A 19,339-nucleotide genomic window follows, 5' to 3' on the forward strand; every position below is an offset into this window, starting at 1 on the left:
GCGCCGCACCGGAGGCTGATCCGATCCGGTCAGCCGGTGTCACGACCGTGCTCAGGCCGTCTCGCCCGGGGCGAGGCGGCGGTAGCCGGGGACCGTCTCGCCGAACCAGCCGTCGACGCTGGCCGTGCCGCGCTCGTTGAGCTGGGCGTCGTGGATCGGGTACGCCCGTGCCGCGCCGACCGCCCGGGCGAAGCTGATCGCCTCGGTCAGCTTCAGCCAGGAGCCCTGCGCGGGCAGCAGCAGCGTCTGCACCGGCTGCTCCGGCAGGTGCAGGGCGTCGCCGGGGTGGTAGACCTCGCCGTCGATCACGTACCCGAGGTTGGCGCAGTCGGGCCGGCCGTCGTGGATGACGGCGTGCCGGCCACCCACTGCGGTGACCGCGAAGCCGGCCGCGTCGAACCGCTGCCCCGCCCGGACCCGGGTCACCGGCAGCGGGGCCAGGGCCGGCAGATCGGCGTCGTCGGGGGCGAAGACCGGCACGCCGAGGCCGGCGAGGCGGAGCACGTCGACGTGGTCGGTGTGTTCGTGGGTGACCAGGACGGCGTCCGCCCCGGCGAGGGCGCGCGGCTCGCTCCAGGTGCCCGGGTCGACGACCAGCACCCGCCCGTCGCGTTCGATCCGGACGCAGGCGTGGGTGTATTTGGTGATCCGCATCGGCCGACGCTACGCCGTACGCGCCGCTCCCGCCGTCCCACACCGGCCCACGTCCCCGTCGACCGGCGCAGGCGTGGGACCGGTCGACGCCCCACGCCGCGTACCACCGGCCGGCCAGGTGGACCGGTCAGGCCGGGACCGTCGTCGTCGCGCAGGATCCGGTCGAACTCCGCCGGGGTGATCTCCTGTCGGTGCAGCCGGAGTGCGACAGTTTCGCCGGAGCGGGCCGTGCGGGACCGGCATGATCGGGGCATGGACCGAGGGCACCGCGCCGTCCCGCACACCGCCGACGTACGCATCGAGGCGTGGGCACCGGAGCGGGAGGGCTGTCTCGCCGAGGCGGTCGCCGCGCTGGTGGAGACCTTCGCCGACACCACCGACGCGACGCCGGACGGCGAGACGACGGTCGGGCTGCCGGCCGGCGACGACACCGGGCTGCTGGTGGGGCTCCTCGACGAGGTGATCTTCCGGTTGGAGACCGAGGGAACGCTGCCCCTGGTGACCGAGGCGCAGACCGTCGACGGCGGGCTGCGGGTGCGGTGGCGCACGGTGGACGCCGACGCGGTGGAACTGGTCGGCGCGGTGGAACTGGTCGGCGCGGTGCCGAAGGCGGTCTCGCTGCACGGGCTGCGGTTCGGCCGCGACGACACGGGCTGGTCCTGCGTGGTGACCGTCGACGTGTGACCGGCACCCGGTCGTACGGGGCGCGGGGCGGCACCGGACCGCCCCGGGCGACGGGTGGTCGTCGCCGGCCGGCTCAGCCCTTGACCACGCCGATCGGGACCAGTCGCGCCACCCGCCGGCACAGCCCGGCGCCCTCGGCCGCCTCGACCACCGCCGCGACGTCCTTGTAGGCCGCCGGCATCTCCTCGGCCAGTCCGCGCCGCGACGCCCCGCGTACGGCGATGTCCCGGGCCTCGATCTCCCGCCGTGGGTCGTGCCCACGGACCGCCTTGGTGGCCTGCCGGCGGCTCTGCACCCGGCCCGCGCCGTGACAGGTGGAGGCGAAGGCCGGCGCGCCCGGCACCCCGGTCAGCACGTACGAACCGGTGCCCATCGAGCCCGGGATCAGCACCGGCTGGCCGACCGGACGCAGGTCGTCGGGGAGGTCGGAATGTCCGGGCGGCAGGGCGCGGGTGGCGCCCTTGCGGTGCACGCAGAGCCGCCGGGTGGCCCCGTCCACCCGGTGCTGCTCGATCTTCGCCAGGTTGTGCGACACGTCGTAGACCAGGTCCAGCGACCGTCCGGTCCGGGTGGCGAAGACCCGGCGGGCCGCCTCGGCCAGCACCTGCCGGTTGGCCCGGGCGTAGTTGGCGGCGGCGGCCATCGCGCCCAGGTAGGCGCGCCCCTGCGGGGACGACACGGGCGCGCAGGCGAGCTGCCGGTCGGGCACCTCGATGCCGTACCGGGGCATGACCTGCTCCATGGCGCGGACGTGGTCGGTGCAGATCTGGTGCCCGAGGCCGCGCGAGCCACAGTGGATCATGACGCAGACCTGACCGGGTCGCAGCCCGAAGGCCGCGGCCACCTGCGCGTCGTAGACCTCCTCGACGGCCTGTACCTCCAGGAAGTGGTTGCCGGAACCGAGGCTGCCCACCTGCTGCTGCCCGCGCTGCACGGCCCGTTCGCTCACCTGGGCCGGGTCGGCGTCGTCGACCGCGCCGTAGTCCTCGCAGCGGTCCAGGTCGCGGGCGTTGCCGTGGCCGCGTTCGACGGCGTACCGGGAGCCGCCGCGCAGCACCGCGTCGAGTTCGGCGCGGTCGGCGAGCTGCCACACCGCGCCCCGGCCCACCCCCCGCGGCGTGGCGGCGCTCAAGGCGTCCATCACCGCGTCGAGGTGACCGACCAGCTCGGCCCGGTCCAGGTCGGCGGCGAGCAGCCGAACCCCGCAGGAGATGTCGAAGCCGACGCCGCCGGGCGAGACCACGCCGTCCTCGGCCAGGTCGGTGGCGGCCACCCCGCCGATCGGGAAGCCGTACCCCCAGTGCACGTCGGGCATGGCGTACGAGGCGCCGACGATGCCGGGCAGGGTGGCGACGTTGGCCACCTGCTCCAGGGACTGGTCACCTGCCGCGTCGGGCAGCAGGGCGCGGGACGCGAACACCACCCCGGGCACCCGCATCGGATCGTGCCGGTCGATGCGGAACCGGTACGGCGCCTCCTCGACCAGGTCCATGCCCCGCGGCTACCCGCCGCGCCGGCCGTCACACCTGCCGCGAGCGGTGGCGCGAGGCTCGCCGCTGTGCTCGGACGAGTGGCGGGCGGGCCGGACGCGGGTCGCCGGCAACACCGGCGCAACCGATGGGTCGGGCCGGCGACCTTTGCGACAGGCTGCCCGGTGAACGGACGACCAACCGGGCAGCATGTCACACCTGACCTCCCCGCGAGGACAGCTGGTGTAACAACTCGTGACGCTTCGCGTTCACACCGTCCTCCTAGGGTTTGCCCCGGCCCGGCCACACGACGGCCGGCCGTCCACCGGCCCCCACCAGGGGCCCCGCAACCGGAAGGACGTCGCCATGTCCCTCGCCCGACGCGCCGCCGCCGTCGCCACGGCGGCCATCCTCGCCGTCGCCGCGGCGATGCTGCTCCCCCGGCCGGCCGAGGCCGCGCCACGGGTCGGCCCGCACACCCCGTCGGTACTGGTGCTGCAGACCGAACAGCAGGACGAGCAGCGCACGGCCCTGCTGCTCTGCGGCCCGACCGGCGGCACCCACCCCGACGCGGTGACCGCCTGCCGCACCGTGGCCCGCGTCGACGGCGACCTCGCCGCCCTGGAGTTCGACGAGGGGCCGTGCACCTACGAATACGCACCGGTCACGGTCCACGCCTGGGGGTTCTGGCAGGACCGGCCGGTGAACTGGTCGGAGACGTACGGCAACCGGTGCCTGATGCTGCGCGGCACCGGCGCGCTGTTCGACTTCTGACCGGAACGGCGCGGCGCCCGCCCCTGGGGAGCGGGCGCCGCGTCCCGTCCCTCCCCGCTGCCGCCCCTCCCCGCTGCCGGGCGGACAATGGGCCGGGCCCGAACGGCGGCCCGGGAACGCCGAAACCGTGGGAGACCGCTCACCGTGTCCGGAACGTCCTTGCAAGGAGAACTGCGCGCCGACTGCACCCGCTGCGTCGGCCTGTGCTGCGTCGCCCCGGCCTTCGCCGCCTCCGCCGACTTCGCCCTGGACAAACCCGCCGGGCAGCCCTGCCCGAACCTGCGCCCGGACTCCCGCTGCGGCATCCACGACCACCTGCGCGAGCGGGGCTTCCCCGGCTGCACCGTCTTCGACTGCTTCGGCGCCGGGCAGCAGGTCACGGCCACCTTCGGGGGAGGCGACTGGCGCGACGACCCGACCGTGGCGGCGGCGATGTTCGCCACGTTCACCGCCGCGCGACCGCTGCACGAGTTGCTCTGGTACCTCACCCAGGCGGTGGCCCTCACCCCGGACGGCCCGCTGCGCGACGAGCTACGTGACGCCGAACAGCGGACCCGGCGGCTCACCGCCGGCAGCCCCGACGAGCTGCGGGCCGTGGACGTCGACGCGTACCGGGGGCAGGTCAACCCGCTGCTCGCCCGGGCCAGCGAGCAGGCCAGGGCCGGCCACGACGGTGTCGACCACCGGGGGGCGATGCTGCTCGGCGCGGACCTGCGCGGGGCGTACCTGATCGGGGCGAACCTACGCGGGGCCTGCCTGGTCGGCGCGGACCTGCGCGGCACGGACCTGCGGGCCGCCGACGTCACCGGTGCGGACCTGCGCGGGGCCGACCTGCGCGGGGCCGACCTGCGCGGCACCCTCTTCCTGCACCAGTCCCAGCTCGACGCGGCCCGCGGCGACCGCGCCACCGGGCTGCCGGAGACGCTGCGCCACCCCGGGCACTGGTCGGGGCCGGCGCTCACCCCGGTCCGGCGTCTCCACCGGTCGGGGCGCGCCGGGGCGGCCCGGCGCGGCCGGTGAGGTGTTTGCCGGCCCACCAGACGGGCAGGTAGGTCGGCATGACGGACGAACAGCGCACCGACCGGGCCAGCACCGACGAGCCGGACGGCACCTCGGCGTACGAGGCGTCACTGCGCCCGCCGGGCGACTCCCTGCGCGGCACGCAGGACACCGGCGACGACTTCGCGGACCTGCCCGCCGAGGAGCACCTGTCGGCACGGGAGACCAGCCGCGCCGGATACGACGTGGACGCGGTCTCCGGGGCGGTCGACCCGTCCCAGGAGGAGGCGGTCAACCCCGCCAGCGAGGCGTAGTCGGCTGCGGCAGGCGTGGGCCCGGTCGGCATGTCCGGCCGGGCCCGAAGTGTGCCACGGGACCGTGCCGCCGGCGTCGGGTCGGTAGGGTGCGCCGGGTGGACAGGCAGATCCCGTTCGACCGGTTGCACAACTTCCGGGACCTCGGCGGCTGGCGCGCCGGTGACGGCCGCACGGTGCGGTGGAGACTGCTGTACCGGTCCGACTCGCTGCACAAGCTGACCGGGCCCGACCTCGACCGGTTCCGGGCGCTCGGCGTCCGCACCGTGCTCGACCTGCGCTACCCGTCGGAGATCGCCGCGCGCGGCCGAGCGCCGCAACTACCCGACCTGAGCTGGCACAACCTCAGCGTCGAGCACCGCCCCTACGACCAGGCCGAGATCGACCCGGACGCGGACCCGTGGCGGTACCTCGCCGACCGGTACGCCGAGGTCGCCGTCGACGGGGCCGGCGAGCTGCGGCAGGCGCTGGAGACGGTCGCCGCCGCCGACGGCCCGCTGGTGTTCCACTGCGCCTCCGGCAAGGACCGCACCGGCCTGCTCGCCGCCCTGCTGCTGGCCCTGCTCGACGTCGACGAGGACCAGATCGCCGAGGACTTCGCCCTCACCGAGGCGGCCACCGACCGGCTGGTCGCCGACTGGCGGGCCGCCCACCCCGGGCGCACCCTGCACTGGCCCTGGTACGGCCGCGCCCCGGCCGAGGTCATCCGGCTGTTCCTGACCGACCTGGCCGCCATGCACGGCTCGGTGCACGACTACGCCCGTGACCGGCTCGGGGTGGACGACGCCCTGGTCACCGCCCTGCGCGACCGGCTGCTGGAACGCTGAGGTTCGCCCGCGCCCCGGTCATCCCCCGGTTGGCCAACGCATCGGCCCGCTCGTTCTCCGGGTGACCGTTGTGCCCCTTCACCCACAGCCACGTCACGTCGTGCCGGGCGCAGGCCGCCTCCAGCCGCTGCCACAGGTCGGCGTTCTTCACCGGCTGCTTCGCCGCGGTCAGCCAGCCGTTGCGCTTCCACGAGACGAGCCAGCTCGTGATGCCGTTGCGCACGTACGTGCTGTCGGTGTGCAACCGGACGCTGGCCGGACGGGTCAGCGTCTCCAACGCCTCGATCGCGGCGGTCAGCTCCATCCGGTTGTTCGTGGTCGGGCTCGCCTCACCGCCGCACAGCTCCCGCTCGTGGCCGCCGTAGCGCAGCACCGCGCCCCAGCCGCCCGGGCCGGGGTTGCCGCTGCACGCCCCGTCGGTCCAGATCTCCACGACCCTGCCGGTCACCGCCTGCGCCATGCCGCAGAACCTACCGGTGCCCTCCGCCGCCACCGGCGAGCGGTCGTACCAGCGGCGCGTCGCGCCCGGCCCTCCACCCGGCGGGCCAAAAAGCAGCGGCGTACCGGTGGTGGACTCTGACAGAGTCGGCAGCCATGACCGATGGACTGGACGGCCTGCGCGCCGAGGTGCGCGCGACCCTCGACAACCTCGTCGACAACGGCCGGGAGACCGGGGTGCAGGTCGCGGCGTACCTGCGGGGTGAGCCGATCCTCGACGAGGTGGCCGGCGTCGCCGACCGGGTCACCGGCCGCCCGATGACCGCCGACACGCCGATCTTCGGCGTCTCCACCGCCAAAGGGCTCACCGCCACCGTGGTGCACGTGCTCGCCGAGCGCGGCGCACTGGACTACGACCTGCGGGTGGCGGACGTATGGCCGGAGTTCGCCCGCCACGGCAAGGACGGCATCACCCTGCGGCACCTGCTCACCCACACCGCAGGCCTGCCCACCCTGCCGGCCGACGTGACGCCGGAGGACCTCACCGACTGGGACCGGATGTGCGCCCTGCTCGCCGACGCCGTCCCGCTCTGGGCGCCCGGCGCGCAGATCGCGTACCACGCGTGGACGTTCGGCTGGCTGGTCGGCGAGGTGGTCCGCCGGGTCACCGGACACCGCATCTCCCGGGTGCTCGCCGAGGAGGTCGCCGCGCCCCTCGGGGTGGCCGATGAGCTGTTCTTCGGGGTGCCCGAGGCGGACCTGGACCGCCTGGCCCGGCTGGAGGACGCGGGCCTGTCCGCGATGCTGGACGTCGCCGGCACGCACCTGCCGAACTTCGACCGGGTCGCGCCGCCCGCCGTCCGCCCGGACGCGACGATCGGCAGCCGGCCCGACGTCCTGCGGGCGGACGTCCCGGCGGTCGGCACCCTCACCGCCCGCGCCGCCGCCCGGACGTACGCGGCGCTGATCGGCGCGGTCGACGGGGTGCGCCTGATCTCCGCCGGGCGACTGCACGCGGTGTCCACGGTGGCGGCACACGGCACCGAGTGGGTGTTCGGCGCCCCGACGGCGTTCGGCCTCGGCTACGCCGTCGACGACGACGGCTCGTTCGGCACCGCCGGCAGCGGCGGCAGCCTCGCCTACGCGTACCCGGAGCTGGGGCTCGCCGTGGCGGCCACGCGCAACCGGCTCGGCGCGAACGACGGCGACCCGATGGAGGGGCTGCGCAGGCTGATCCGCGACGCGGTGCGCGCCCGCCGGGCCCACGTCGGCGACGACCGGGCCTAGGCGTCCGCGCGGCTGCGGTCCCGGGACCCCGACGCCGCCGTCAACCGGGCACGCAGCCGGCCGGCGGCGTCACCGAGCACCGCCGAGGTCATCGGCAGCAGCGGGCTGGAGCGCATCACCGCCAGGTCCTCGGCGGGGCTGGTGGCGCCGTCGAGGAACCGCAGCACCCGCTCGGGCGGGTTGCGGTCGAAGAGCCGGTCGAAGAACTGCGGGCCGCCGACCGCCCGCCGGTCCAACGCCCGCAGCGCGACCGCGTCCATCCACAGGTGACGACCGGGGTACGCCGGCCGGGGCACGGGGGCCCGGCCGGCGGCCACCGCCCGGGCCACCTGCTCGGCCTGCCGGCGCATGGCGGAGAAGGTGAACCCGGTCGACGGACGGGTGGCCCCGCCGGCGGTGCCGAGACGGACCACCCGGGCCGACGGCCGGCGCTCGAACGGCGCGTCCGTCATCGGGATCACCCCGTCCTCCACCTCCCGTACGGTCAGCGCGGTCAGGTCGAGCCCGAGCAGCGTGGCGTATCCACGCAGCGCCGCGTCGTACGCCGCGTCGTCGATCAGCGCCGGGGAGAACTCGGTGTACTCGACCAGGGCGTACCGGTCGCTGACCGGCAGCACGTAGCCGAAGGAGACCCCCCGGTCCGGCTGCGGGGTGCGGAAGTCCATCAGCACCGCCCGGCCCGGGTCGAACACCGGGTCGGGGGACCCCAGCCACCAGCCGCGGAAGTGCTGCAACCAGCTCGTCCGGCCGGGCCGGCGGGGCGGCCGGGGCCGGGAGTCGAGGACCCAGCGGGCCCGCACCAGCGCCGCCCCGTCACCGTCGCGGACGGTCACCCCGGCACCGTCGTCGTCGAGCGCGCCGACCGCCGCGTCGATCCGGCTGACGCCCAGCCGCTGCTCCGCCTCGGCGGCCCACGCGTAGAGCGGACCGGAGCGCAGCATCGCGTACCGCAGCGGGGCGAGGTCGAGCACCCGCCGCCGAGCCGTCGTGGTCACCTCCACCCGCCGCCAGCTCGCGCTGAGCATCGGCTCCAGGTCCGCGTCCGGGGCGCCCCAGAACGCCCAGGTGCGGTCCTGGCCACGCTTGCGCACCGGATCGACCACGGCGACGCGCAGCCCGCGCAGGTCGTGCCGGTCCAGCGCGGCGAGCACCAGGGAACCGGCGCCGCCGCCGCCGACAAGGGCCAGGTCGACGTTGTCCACCCGCCCACGCTGTCACACCTGCGGGCCCCGCCGGGCGCGGCCCCCACGCCCTGCCCCCCGGGCCGGTCCCGCCCGACCCCGCGCGGCACCACAGGCCCCGCCGGACACCGCACGGCAGCACGGCCCACCCGGCCGCCCGCCGCAGGCCGGCCCACGGCGGCCATCCCGGCCCGGTACGGTGCGGCGGCATGAGCGTCCGACACGCCAACGCCCTCACCGCCCGCTGGACGGCACACCTGGACGACCGGCAGAACGTCCTCTCCGGCGCGGGCGCGTACCCGCTGCTCGCCCTGCTCGCCCGGCACGCGACCGGACCCGCCCGCGACGACCTGCGGGCCGTCGCCCCCGACCTCGGCGACCTCGGCCTGGACGGCTCCCCCACCACCCGGCTCGCCGTCGGCTTCTGGTCCCGCCGTGGGCTGCCGCTGGGCGAGGCGTGGCGGCGGGACGTGCCCGCCTCGATGCGCGGCGAGCTGACCGGCGACCCGACGGTGGACCAGCCCGTCCTGGACCACTGGGCGGCCACCCGCACCGACGGGCTCGTCGACCGGATGCCGGTGCGCGTCCACCACGGCACGGCGCTGGTGCTGGCCGCCGCGCTGTCGGTGCGCACCGGCTGGACCACCCCGTTCGGCGAGGGCTGGTCGCAGCCCCGGCAGGGCCCCTGGCAGGGCCGCCGGCTGGCCACCCTGCGCCGCAGCGACGCCGACCTGACCGCGCTGCGGGTGGCACGGACCGCGGCCGGAGCGGTCAGCCTGCTGACCGTACCCGGCGACGCCGACGTCGACGTGGTGCTGGCCCTCGGCGAGCCCGGCCGTCCGGCGCCGGCCGTGCTGCCGGCCGCGATCGGCGCGCTGACCGGCGGCCCGACCCTGCCGCAGCCCGCCGGACCCGGCGTCACCGAGGAAACCGTCGAGGCGTCCGACGACCGCCCGGAACTGCGCGTCGCCACCGTCGCCTTCGCCGTCGACGCCGACCACGACCTGCTGCAACGGCCCGAGCTGTTCGGACTGGCCACCGCCACCGGCGACGGCGACCACTTCCCGGGCATCTCCCCTCGGCTCAGCGTCGACCAGGCCCGGCAGGCCGTACGGGCCGAGTTCTCCGCCACCGGGTTCCGCGCCGCGGCAGTCACCGCCGTCGCCGCGCGGGCCGGCTTCGCGCCGCCCCGGCACACCGTGCCCAAGCGGGTGGTCCGCCTCGACGTCGACCGCCCGTTCGGGTTCCTCGCCGTGCACCGCGGCACCGGCCTGGTGCTCGTCGCCGGCTGGGTGACCGATCCGACTCCCGGCTGACCGCACCGGCCCGCACGCCACCCGGGGCGTAGGTTCGGTGCGGGGACCGGCGAAGGAGACACGATGGACGACGCGCTGCGGGTGGGGCTGCTGGGGTACGGGATCGCCGGCCGGGTGTTCCACGCCCCGCTGATCGCCGCCACCCCGGGGCTGCGGCTGCACGCCGTGGTCACCGCCAACCCGGACCGGCGCGAACAGGTCCGCCGGGAGCACCCCGACGCCCGCCTGGTCGACGACGCCGACCTGCTCTGGCGTACCCCGCAGGCGCTGGACCTGGTCGTGGTGGCCACGCCGAACCGGCAGCACCTGCCGATGGCCCGGGCCGCCATCGCCGCCGGCCTGCCGGTCGTGGTCGACAAGCCGCTCGCCGCCACCGCCGCCGAGGGCCGGGCGCTGGTCGACGAGGCTCACCGGCAAGGCGTCCCACTGACCGTCTTCCAGAACCGCCGCTGGGACGGCGACTTCCGCACCGCCCGACGGCTCGTCGCCGGCGGCGCGCTGGGCCGTGTCACCCGCTTCGAGTCCCGCTTCGAACGCTGGCGACCGGCGATCAGGCCGGGCTGGCGGGAGAGCGCGGCCCCCGGCGAGGCCGGCGGCGCCCTCTACGACCTCGGCGCCCACCTCGTCGACCAGGCGGTGCAGCTGTTCGGGCCGGTACGCACCGTGTACGCCGAGGTGGACCGGCGCCGGTCCGGCGCGCTCGTCGACGACGACGCGTTCGTGGCGCTCACCCACACCGGCGGGGTCCGCTCCCACCTGTGGATGAGCGCGGTCGCCGCACAGCTCGGCCCCCGGATTCGCATCCTCGGCGACCGCGCCGCGTACACCACCTACGGGCTGGACGTGCAGGAGGAGGCGCTGCGCGCCGGGGGCCGGCCGGACGCGCCCGGCTGGGGCGAGGTCCCACCCGAACGGTACGGCCACCTCGGCGTCGACGGCGACCTGCGCCCCGTCCCCACCGACCCCGGCCGCTACCAGGACTTCTACGCCCAACTCGTGGCGGCGCTGCGCGACGGCGGCCCACTACCGGTCGACCCGGCCGACGCCGTCGCCACCGTCGAGCTGATCGAACTGGCGCACCGCTCCGCCACCGAAGGCGTGGTGCTCCCGGTCAGCTCATGACCGGCTGACGCGCCGGCGGGTCGGCGTACGCGGCGGCGACCGTGGCCCGGTCGAACACCCGCCAGGTCGCGGCCGACACCACCACCGCCACCACGAACCCCACCCAGTACGGCGCGGTCAACCCGAACGCGCCAGCCACCACACCGCCGAGCAGCGCCCCGGCGCAGTTGCCACCCGCGGCGACGAACAGCGTCGTCGCGCTCACCCGTCCCTGCAACGCCGACGGGGTCAGCCGCTGCCGCAGCGAGCTGAACACGATGCCCCACAGCGCCCCGTGCACCCCGAACGCGAACAGCGCGACACCGATCAGCCAGGCGCTGGTCGAGGCGGCCAGCGCCAGGTGCAGACCGGCCTCGACGAGCAGGCCGACCCGCACCGTCCAGGTCGCGCCGACCCGGGCGACCAGGCGGTCGCCGACGGTCGCACCGAGCAGCCCACCGACCGACATGCAGGTGAAGAGAAGGCCGTAGCCGACCGAGTCCAGGCCCAGGCGGTCGGTGGCCAGCAGCACCAGCACCGCCATCGCCGCGGTGAGGGTGAGGTTGAGCAACCCGATCAGCACCGCCATGGTGCGCAGCAGCCGCTGCCCCGCCAGGAAACGGAACCCCTCGACGATCTCCGCGCGCATCGACCGGGTCACCGGGCGGTCGGCGTCGGCAACCCCCCGGTACGACCCGGCGACCAGCGCGACGAGGACGGTGCTCAGCGCGTACGTGCCGGCGTTGACCGCAAACGGGATGCTCTCCGCGACCACGAAGAGGAACCCGCCGAGCGGGCCGGCCAGCATCCCGTTGGCCAGCGTGGTGCCGCCGCCCAGCCAGCCGTTGGCCCGCTCCAGCCGCGCGCGGGGCACCACCGCCGGCAGCATCGCCTGGCTCGCCGCGCGGAACACGATCTCACCGCTGTTGACGAGGAACAGCACCACGTAGAGCAACGGCACCCCGGCCCGGCCGGTGAGCATCGCGCCGGCCAGCACGGCGAGGGCGAGCACCCGCACCACGTCGATGACCACCATCAACCGGCGGCGGTCCACCCGGTCGGCGAGCACCCCACCGGGCAACGCGAAGAGCAGCCAGGGCAGCCACGCCACCCCGGCGGCCACCGACACCACCAGCGGGTCGTCGGTGCGCGCCGCCACGTACAGCGGCGCGGCGACCGTGGCCATGCCGCTGCCCAACGCCGACAGGGTGCTCGCCGCCCACAACCGGGCGAACCGCCCGTCCAGTCTCTCCCCCGTCACGGCCAGGCAACCTACCAGCGCCGACCCGCTCCGCCCGAGGCGATTGTCCGGACAGCCGAATCGCCGTTGAGCGCCCACCGCACCGTGTGGCACGGTCTGCCGGTGACCGACTACCGCGACCTCAACCGCGCCAACTGGGACGAGCGCGCCCCCGCCCACGCCGCCTCCCCCGACTACGCGGTGCGACGCTTCGCCGCCGACCCGGCGTACCTCAGCGGGGTGGTCCGCTTCGACCTGCCGCGCCTCGGCGACGTGGCCGGGCTGCGCGGCGTGCACCTGCAGTGCCACATCGGCACCGACACCGTCTCACTGCACCGGCTCGGGGCGCGGATGACCGGGCTGGACTTCTCCGGCGCGTCGCTGGCCGAGGCCCGCGTCGTGGCCGAACGGGCCGACGCCGCCGTCGACTTCGTCCAGGCCGACGTGTACGACGCCGCCGACGTGCTCGGCCCGGGCGGCTTCGACCTGGTCTACACCGGTGTCGGGGCACTGTGCTGGCTACCCGACATCCGCCGCTGGGCGCAGGTCGTCGCCGCGCTGCTGCGCCCCGGCGGGCGGCTCTTCCTGCGCGAGGGACACCCGATGCTGTGGGCGCTGAACGACACCCGCCCGGACGGGCTGCTGGTGGTCGACCACCCGTACTTCGAGCGCCCCGAGCCGACGGTGTGGGACGAGCACGGCACGTACGTCGACACCGACACGACGTTCCGGCACAACACCACCCACGAGTGGAACCACGGCCTCGGCGAGGTGGTGACCGCGCTGCTCGACGCCGGCCTGGAGCTGACCATGCTGGTCGAGCACGACAGCGCTCCCTGGGACGCGCTGCCCGGCCGGCAGGTGAAGGACGCGCACGGCGAGTGGCGGCTGACCGACCGGCCCTGGCGGCTGGCGCAGACGTACACCCTGCAGGCCCGGCGGCGGTAAATCGGTGGCTCGCCCAGCCTCGTCGATGTTGACTGACCGGCATGAGCGGACTCCACGACCCGGCCTTCTTCGACCGGTACGCCCACGAGTACGACGTACGGGACAATCCCGATCCCGCCCCCGCCGTCGAGTTCCTGGCCGCTCTCGTCCCGGACGGCGGGCGCGTCCTGGAGCTGGCGATCGGCACCGGCCGGGTCGCCGTACCGCTCGCCCGGCGCGGCGTCGTCGTGGAGGGGATCGAGGGTTCCCCGGCGATGTTGGAGCGGATGCGGGCCAAGCCGGGCGGCGAGGACATCCCCGTCGTCGTCGGCGACATGGCCGATGTCGCCGTGGACGGCCCCTTCCACCTCGCGTACCTGGTCTTCAACACCCTGTTCAACCTGCCCGACCAGGACCGGCAGGTGGACCTGTTCACCGGGGTCGGCCGAGTCCTCGCCCCCGGCGGGCTCTTCGTCGTCGAGGCGTTCGTGCAGGACGTCACCGACTTCGACCGCGACCAGCGGGTCGCCACCCGCAGGCTCACCGAGGACACGGTGGACATGGAGTTCCTCCGGCACGACCCGGTGGCGCAGGCGGTCACCTACCAGCGGGTGACCTTCGACGCGCGGGGCACCACGCTGCGGCCGCTGCGGCTGCGCTACTGCTGGCCCAGCGAGCTGGACCTGATGGCCCGCCTGGGTGGCATGCGGCTGCGGGAGCGGTGGAACGGCTGGGACCGCAGCCCGTTCACCGCCGCCAGCCGCCAGCACGTCTCCGTCTACGTGCGGGTCTGACGGCGTACCGGCGGCAATGGGAAGATCCACCATGCCCGTCACCAACCCCTGGCTCGCCGGCCCCGCCCCCACCGCCCGCCTGGACCGCGACCGCCTCGAGGAGCGCATCCTGCACCTGCTGTCGTCGCAGAACATGTGCGTGCTCGCCACCGCCGGTCCGGACGGTCCGCTCGCCACCCCGGTGCGCTACTTCCACCTCGACTTCACGGTCCTGTTCACCGCCGCCGCCGACTCGCCGAAGATGCGCAACATCGCCGCCGACCCGCGCGTCTCCGTCGGGATCTTCGCCCCGCTGGTCGGGCAGGCCAGCAGCCGGGGTGCGCAACTGTTCGGCCGGGCCCGGGTGCGGTACCCGGGCGACGCCGACTTCGACCACCACTGGCCCGCCGTGCGCTGGCAGTCCGACCACGTGGAGCGGTCCCGGTCGCTGGACGAGCCGCCGACCGGCCCCCTGGTCGCCGTCGAGGCCGAGCGGATCGTCTACACCGAGCACTGGCTGCGCCGCGACGGGTACGCCCCACGCCAGTTCTGGCGCCGCGTCCCACGGTAGCCACCGAGCGGCCGGCCTCTTCCGCTGCTGACGTCGCTTCCTGGTTTGCGTGCGGGTCCTCCTCTGGGCGAGGGCGGGCGTCGTGCCGATGTGGCGAGTGCCGCCACCACCTCTGGGCATCCTAGGAGGCTAGCTCCCCCGCCTCGGCGCGGCCGGGGGTGGCGGGTGGACAGGCACCCATCCTGCGGCACCGGTCCGCCGACGAATCCCGGCGATCCGGGCCGGACCTCGCGCCCGGGTACGACCGCCCCGGACGGCCGGAGACCGGCCGAACCGGACGAGCGAGCACGTCCCGGCGCGGCCCGGCGGGTGGTGTGTGCGCTCCTGGACGGGCATTTCCGCAGCTCCCGGCCAGACAGAAAACACGTGACGGCAACGAGGATTTCTCATTTACGCCGACCTCGGGGCCCAACCCTCCTAGTGTTGGCCACACCGGTGCTAGTTACGGAGTTGGCCACCCGAACGACGTCCCACGCAGACAGCGGACGAAAAGTGAGGGAAGACGCGTATGAAGGCACAGAGAGTTCTCGTATCGGCAGCGCTCGGCGTGGGACTCGGCATGCTCGCCCTGCCCGCCGCCGCGCTCGCGCAGACCACGGTGTCACCGTCCACGACCCCGGTCGGCGGCACGGTCGTGCTCACCGCGACGGGCTGCAATCCGAAGGCTGGTGACGCGATCTTCCGCGTCACCGGGCCGAACCGGGACCAGAACGTCCGCTCGACCACCGCCGCGGCCGGCGGCGGGCTGAGCGCCGAACTCTTCACCGCCGGCTTCACCCTCGGCACCTACACGGTGACCGCCACCTGCGGTGACGGCAGCTCCGCCGGCACCGCCACGTTCACCGTCACCCCGATCGGCGGGGCGCCCGCCGGTGGTGGTGGCGGCGACGACGGCACCCCGGCCGGCCTGCTCGCCGCGGGGGGCGCGTTGGCCGGAGCCGCCGCGATCGGGGCGACCGTCCTGGTACGCCGTCGACGCCGGGCAGCCACCGTCGCCTGACGCAGACACCACACGACACCATCCCTCGGGACGGGTGCCCACGCCGGAGACGGCGCGGGCACCCGGACCACATCGCCATCGGGGAGGTGCGGCGATGACCCCTTTCACCCGTACCCGGGCGGCGGTGGCCGCGACGACCGTGGCCGCCACGGCCGGGATCACCCTGATCGCCGTAGGCCTGTCCGCGACCCCGACGGGTCCGCCGCAGCCCGGCGCGGACGCCCGGGGGACGGACCGCAGCAGCTCGCCGGGGCCGGTGCTGCCCCGCTCGGAGCCACGGCGCATCGAGATCCCCGCGATCGGCGTACGTGCCGACCTCGTGCCGGTCGCCGGCGACCCGAACGGCACCCTGGAGGTGCCGCCACTGGATCAGCCCGCCGTGGCCGGCTGGTACCTGCCGGGCGCGAGCCCCGGCGAGGCCGGCAACGCCGTCGTCGTCGGGCACGTCGACACCCGCGACGGGCCGGCGGTCTTCTTCGAGCTGGGCCGGCTGCGCCCCGGGGACACCGTCCTGGTCACCCGCGGCGACGGTCGGGTGGTGACCTTCGTCGTGGACGGCGTCGGGGCGTACCCGAAGCGGAGCTTCCCCACCGCGATGGTCTACGGCCCCGGCGGGCCCGGCGCGGCGCTGCGGCTGGTGACCTGCGGCGGGCGCTTCGACGAACGCTCCCGCGACTACTCCGACAACATCGTGGTCCGCGCCACCGCCGTGTCCTGAGCACCCCGCCGCCGCTGCGGCGCCGCCGTACCACGGCGGACCCTCGGCCAAGGCGAGGCGGCGGTGGACCGGGTGCGACGGCGAGCGGTGGCGACACGGTTGGTTCCCCGGCTGGGACCGCTGGTCGGACGACTGCTCCGGCTCGACGAGGGGGTGGGCAGCGTACGCTGTCCGGCCGGCCGTCTGGCCGGTCCGGACGCTCCCAGGGCGTGTGCCGAAGTCTTCGGTCCAGCCAGGCCGGCCAGGGACTTCGACACGCGTCCTAAGCTGGCGGTCGTGATGTGGCGGCGGTACGTGGCGATCGGTGACAGCACCACGGAGGGGCTGGACGACCCGGACGGCGCCGGCGGCTACCGGGGCTGGGCCGACCGGTTCGCCGAGGCCGTCGCCCGCGCCCAGGGCGGCCTGGAGTACGCGAACCTGGCGATCCGGGGCCGGACCACCGCCCGGATCCTCGCCGAGCAACTGCCGGCGGCCCTCGACCTCGCCCCCGACCTGTGCACGGTGGTCGCCGGCATGAACGACGTGCTGCGGCCCTCCTTCGACGCCACGCGGATCGCCGCCGACGTCGGGACCATGCAGCGGGCCCTGGTCGGCCAGGGCGCGACCGTGCTGACGTTCACGCTGCCCGATCCGGTGCCGGTGATGCCGCTGGCGCGTCCCCTGCGCGGGCGGATCGTCGCCCTCAACGCGGCGCTACGCCGGATCACCGCCGACACCGGCGCCACCCTGGTGGACTTCGCCGCGCACCCGGTCGCCTCCGACCCTCGGCTGTGGAGCGACGACCGCCTGCACGCCAACAGCGCCGGCCACGAGCGGATCGCCGCCGCGCTGGCGTACACCGCCGGGCTGCCCGGGCACGACGACTCGTGGACCCGCCCGCTGGACGTCCTGCCCCGGCGACGCGGCCACGAGATGCTGCGCGCCGAACTGGCCTGGACCCGCCGGCACCTGCTGCCCTGGCTGGGCCGGCACCTGCGGGGGCGGTCGTCCGGCGACGACCGGGTGGCGAAGCGCCCGGTGCCACTCCCGGTCGAGCCGGCCTGAGTCGCCACCGACGCGGCGGTCAGTTCGCACCGCCCGTGGCGGGGCGGCGCGGTGCGGCCTTCTTCGCGCCGCCCGGGCCGGGCCAACGCCGGGCCGGGCCGAAAGCCGGCGGACAAGAGCGGCCCGGATCGGCATGATGGCCGGGTGAACCGCACCCAGCGGGCGGCACTGGCCGCCGAGACCGACCGCCTGGTCGCCGAGGGTCGATACGGCCCGGTGCCCGCCGCCACCCTGCACCTGCCCGACGAGCCGCTGTCCGAGCCCGGCCCGGGCGGGACGTCCACGGTGGAGGTGACCGACGAGACCACCCTCGCCGCCGCCCGGCGGCTCACCGCCACCGGCGACGACCCGGTCGCCTGCCTGAACTTCGCCTCGGCGAAGAACCCCGGCGGCGGGTACGCCACCGGCGCGCAGGCCCAGGAGGAGAGCCTCGCCCGGTCCTCCGCGCTGGTCGCGAGCCTGCGCACGGCCCCGGAGTTCCACGAGCACCACCGGGCGCAGCGCGACCCGCTCTACACCGACCGGGTCGTGCACTCCCCCGGCGTGCCGGTGTTCCGCGACGACGCGGGACGGCTGGTCGAGCCGTACCGGGTGGCCTTCCTGACCGCGGCGGCGCCGAACGCCGGCGCACTGCGTCAGCCGGCCGACCTGGCCGGGGTGCTACGTCGGCGGGCGGCACGGGTGCTCGGCGTCGCGCTGACGCACGGGCACCGGCGGCTGGTCCTCGGAGCGTGGGGCTGCGGTGTGTTCCGTAACGACCCGGCGCAGGTGGCGGCCGCCTTCGCCGATCTGCTCGGCCCGGGTGGCCGGTACGCGGGCGCGTTCGACCTGGTGGTGTTCGCGGTGCCGGACGTGACGAACCGCCGTCCGTTCGCCGCCGCGTTCGGCGTCGGCGACCGACCGGCGGGCTGAGCGGTTCAGCGCTCGATCGGCGGTCGGGTGCGGGCACGCTTGAGTTCGAAGAATCCGTCGGTGCCGGCCACCAGCACGACCCCGTCCCAGAGCCGGCCGGCGTCCTCACCGCGTGGGATCGGGGCCACCACCGGCCCGAAGAACGCGGTGCGACGACCGGCGGGGTCGGTGACGTGGATGGTCGGGGTGCCCAGGTCCTCGCCGACCGGCTCCAGCCCCGCGTGGTGGCTGGCGAGCAGCGCCTCGTCGTACCCGGTCCGCTCGGCCGCGTCGGCCAGGTCGACGGGGAGCCCCACCTCGCGCAGCGCCGCCTCGTAGAGCTCACGTCCGATCGGGGCGCGGTCATGGTGGATCCGGGTGCCCAGGGCGGTGTAGAGGTCCCGCAGCACCTCGTTGCCGGCCTTCTGCTCCGCCGCGACCGCGACCCGGACCGGGCCCATGCCCGGCTTCAGCCACTCCCGGTACCACTGTTCGAGGTCGTCACGGCCGTCGTTGAGCACGCTGAGGCTCATCACGTGGAAGCGGACCCGCACCGGCCGGACCCGCTCCACCTCCAGCAGCCAGCGGGAGGCGTTCCACGCCCACGGGCAGCGCGGGTCGAACCACATGTCCGCCGTCGTCATCGTCGGTCCTTCCAGGATCGGTGTGCGTACCCGTCGATCCTGGCGGTCAGATCGGCCCAGCAGGAGTGCCGATCCGAGCCGGTCGGACTGGGCCAATCACGGCTGGCCGGGCCGCCGGAGGCCTGTCACCGGATGTCCGGTCTGACCTGCGGGATCCGGTGGCCGGGGCCACCCCGGTGGCGGAATCGGTGACCGGGCCGGGGCGTTGTACATGGCATAACCACCGGCGCTCCCTGACCCGGGACGCCACCCGGTCCGGCCCCGACGGAATGCGGGCCAGGCCGGGTCGGTTACATCCCCCGGGACACCGAGGCCGGGTTCGTGGAATGCGGGCCCCGCCGGGTTGGTTACATCCCCCGGACACCGAGGCCCCACCCGCGGAATGCGGGCCCGGCCCGATCGGTTACATCCCCCGGACACCCGAGCAGGCCCCGCCGCCAGGTCCCCCGGACCCGCGCAGGCACCGCCGCCGGAGACGTCCCCC

At 75.4% G+C, this 19,339-nt stretch carries 21 protein-coding genes; 15 read left to right on the forward strand and 6 right to left on the reverse strand.

Annotated features, from left to right (window positions below; genetic code table 11):
* Positions 1–51: 51 nt before the first annotated feature.
* Complete coding sequence (locus GA0070560_RS13470) at positions 52–654, reverse strand: MBL fold metallo-hydrolase (RefSeq protein ID WP_091295843.1); 603 nt, start codon at positions 652–654, stop codon at positions 52–54.
* Between the two features lie 252 nt (positions 655–906).
* Here GA0070560_RS13470 and GA0070560_RS13475 point away from each other — a divergent pair, with 252 nt between their 5' ends.
* Positions 907–1,338: an archease gene (locus GA0070560_RS13475; protein WP_091295846.1), complete on the forward strand. Its 432-nt coding sequence runs from the start codon at positions 907–909 to the stop codon at positions 1,336–1,338.
* A gap of 73 nt (positions 1,339–1,411) precedes the next feature.
* Here GA0070560_RS13475 and GA0070560_RS13480 read toward each other — a convergent pair whose 3' ends face one another.
* Entirely contained in the window at positions 1,412–2,830 is a 1,419-nt protein-coding gene (locus GA0070560_RS13480) for an RtcB family protein (protein WP_091295850.1), read from the reverse strand.
* 343 nt (positions 2,831–3,173) lie between these two features.
* Between GA0070560_RS13480 and GA0070560_RS13485 the strand changes: the two genes are divergently transcribed.
* The 4 genes from GA0070560_RS13485 to GA0070560_RS13500 all read left to right on the forward strand — a co-directional run bounded on the left by GA0070560_RS13485 (position 3,174) and on the right by GA0070560_RS13500 (position 5,721).
* Positions 3,174–3,581, forward strand: a complete 408-nt coding sequence (locus GA0070560_RS13485) for an SSI family serine proteinase inhibitor (protein WP_091295854.1) — start codon at positions 3,174–3,176, stop codon at positions 3,579–3,581.
* Positions 3,582–3,725: 144 nt separating this feature from the next.
* The gene (locus GA0070560_RS13490) at positions 3,726–4,601 is read left to right on the forward strand and encodes a pentapeptide repeat-containing protein (RefSeq protein WP_245675507.1); all 876 of its coding nucleotides are present in this window, start codon (positions 3,726–3,728) and stop codon (positions 4,599–4,601) included.
* A gap of 38 nt (positions 4,602–4,639) precedes the next feature.
* Positions 4,640–4,894 carry a hypothetical protein gene (locus GA0070560_RS13495; protein WP_091295861.1) on the forward strand — a complete coding sequence of 85 codons (255 nt, stop codon included), beginning with the start codon at positions 4,640–4,642 and terminating at the stop codon, positions 4,892–4,894.
* A gap of 98 nt (positions 4,895–4,992) precedes the next feature.
* On the forward strand, positions 4,993–5,721 hold the full coding sequence (locus GA0070560_RS13500; protein WP_091295865.1) for a tyrosine-protein phosphatase: 729 nt from the start codon (positions 4,993–4,995) through the stop codon (positions 5,719–5,721).
* On the opposite strand, the gene rnhA is transcribed toward GA0070560_RS13500, so the two are convergent.
* Positions 5,687–6,181, reverse strand: a complete 495-nt coding sequence (gene rnhA, locus GA0070560_RS13505; protein WP_091295869.1) for a ribonuclease HI — start codon at positions 6,179–6,181, stop codon at positions 5,687–5,689. The genes GA0070560_RS13500 and rnhA overlap by 35 nt on opposite strands.
* A gap of 134 nt (positions 6,182–6,315) precedes the next feature.
* Between rnhA and GA0070560_RS13510 the strand changes: the two genes are divergently transcribed.
* The gene (locus tag GA0070560_RS13510) at positions 6,316–7,446 is read left to right on the forward strand and encodes a serine hydrolase domain-containing protein (protein ID WP_091295872.1); all 1,131 of its coding nucleotides are present in this window, start codon (positions 6,316–6,318) and stop codon (positions 7,444–7,446) included.
* Here GA0070560_RS13510 and GA0070560_RS13515 read toward each other — a convergent pair.
* A complete protein-coding gene (locus tag GA0070560_RS13515; RefSeq protein ID WP_091295875.1) occupies positions 7,443–8,648 on the reverse strand; it encodes a lycopene cyclase family protein in 1,206 nt (401 codons plus the stop codon). The genes GA0070560_RS13510 and GA0070560_RS13515 overlap by 4 nt on opposite strands.
* Positions 8,649–8,836: 188 nt before the next feature.
* Here GA0070560_RS13515 and GA0070560_RS13520 point away from each other — a divergent pair, with 188 nt between their 5' ends.
* Positions 8,837–9,943 (forward strand): serpin family protein, encoded by a 1,107-nt coding sequence (locus GA0070560_RS13520; RefSeq protein WP_091295879.1) that lies wholly within the window; start codon positions 8,837–8,839, stop codon positions 9,941–9,943.
* A gap of 63 nt (positions 9,944–10,006) precedes the next feature.
* Positions 10,007–11,065: a Gfo/Idh/MocA family protein gene (locus tag GA0070560_RS13525; protein ID WP_091295882.1), complete on the forward strand. Its 1,059-nt coding sequence runs from the start codon at positions 10,007–10,009 to the stop codon at positions 11,063–11,065.
* Here GA0070560_RS13525 and GA0070560_RS13530 read toward each other — a convergent pair.
* The gene (locus GA0070560_RS13530) at positions 11,055–12,305 is read right to left on the reverse strand and encodes an MFS transporter (protein WP_091295886.1); all 1,251 of its coding nucleotides are present in this window, start codon (positions 12,303–12,305) and stop codon (positions 11,055–11,057) included. The two genes, GA0070560_RS13525 and GA0070560_RS13530, sit on opposite strands and share 11 nt — an antisense overlap.
* Positions 12,306–12,407: 102 nt before the next feature.
* Here GA0070560_RS13530 and GA0070560_RS13535 point away from each other — a divergent pair, with 102 nt between their 5' ends.
* From GA0070560_RS13535 to GA0070560_RS13565, 7 genes are all read left to right on the forward strand, one after another.
* Positions 12,408–13,232, forward strand: coding sequence for a class I SAM-dependent methyltransferase (locus GA0070560_RS13535; protein ID WP_091296488.1), 825 nt, complete (start codon positions 12,408–12,410; stop codon positions 13,230–13,232).
* 41 nt (positions 13,233–13,273) lie between these two features.
* Positions 13,274–14,005, forward strand: a complete 732-nt coding sequence (locus tag GA0070560_RS13540) for a class I SAM-dependent methyltransferase (RefSeq protein ID WP_091295889.1) — start codon at positions 13,274–13,276, stop codon at positions 14,003–14,005.
* Positions 14,006–14,036: 31 nt separating this feature from the next.
* Positions 14,037–14,555, forward strand: a complete 519-nt coding sequence (locus GA0070560_RS13545) for a pyridoxamine 5'-phosphate oxidase family protein (RefSeq protein WP_091295893.1) — start codon at positions 14,037–14,039, stop codon at positions 14,553–14,555.
* Between the two features lie 508 nt (positions 14,556–15,063).
* The gene (locus GA0070560_RS13550; protein ID WP_091295896.1) at positions 15,064–15,555 is read left to right on the forward strand and encodes a hypothetical protein; all 492 of its coding nucleotides are present in this window, start codon (positions 15,064–15,066) and stop codon (positions 15,553–15,555) included.
* A gap of 94 nt (positions 15,556–15,649) precedes the next feature.
* Positions 15,650–16,273: a class F sortase gene (locus GA0070560_RS13555; RefSeq protein ID WP_091295901.1), complete on the forward strand. Its 624-nt coding sequence runs from the start codon at positions 15,650–15,652 to the stop codon at positions 16,271–16,273.
* Positions 16,274–16,552: 279 nt separating this feature from the next.
* Positions 16,553–17,320 (forward strand): SGNH/GDSL hydrolase family protein, encoded by a 768-nt coding sequence (locus tag GA0070560_RS13560; protein WP_091295904.1) that lies wholly within the window; start codon positions 16,553–16,555, stop codon positions 17,318–17,320.
* A gap of 144 nt (positions 17,321–17,464) precedes the next feature.
* A complete protein-coding gene (locus tag GA0070560_RS13565; protein ID WP_170839389.1) occupies positions 17,465–18,232 on the forward strand; it encodes a TIGR02452 family protein in 768 nt (255 codons plus the stop codon).
* A 5-nt stretch (positions 18,233–18,237) separates the two neighbouring features.
* On the opposite strand, the gene GA0070560_RS13570 is transcribed toward GA0070560_RS13565, so the two are convergent.
* Positions 18,238–18,855 carry a mycothiol-dependent nitroreductase Rv2466c family protein gene (locus GA0070560_RS13570; protein WP_091295910.1) on the reverse strand — a complete coding sequence of 206 codons (618 nt, stop codon included), beginning with the start codon at positions 18,853–18,855 and terminating at the stop codon, positions 18,238–18,240.
* Positions 18,856–19,339 lie beyond the last annotated feature (484 nt).

The sequence above is a fragment of the Micromonospora halophytica genome, assembly GCF_900090245.1.
Lineage (GTDB): Bacteria > Actinomycetota > Actinomycetes > Mycobacteriales > Micromonosporaceae > Micromonospora > Micromonospora halophytica.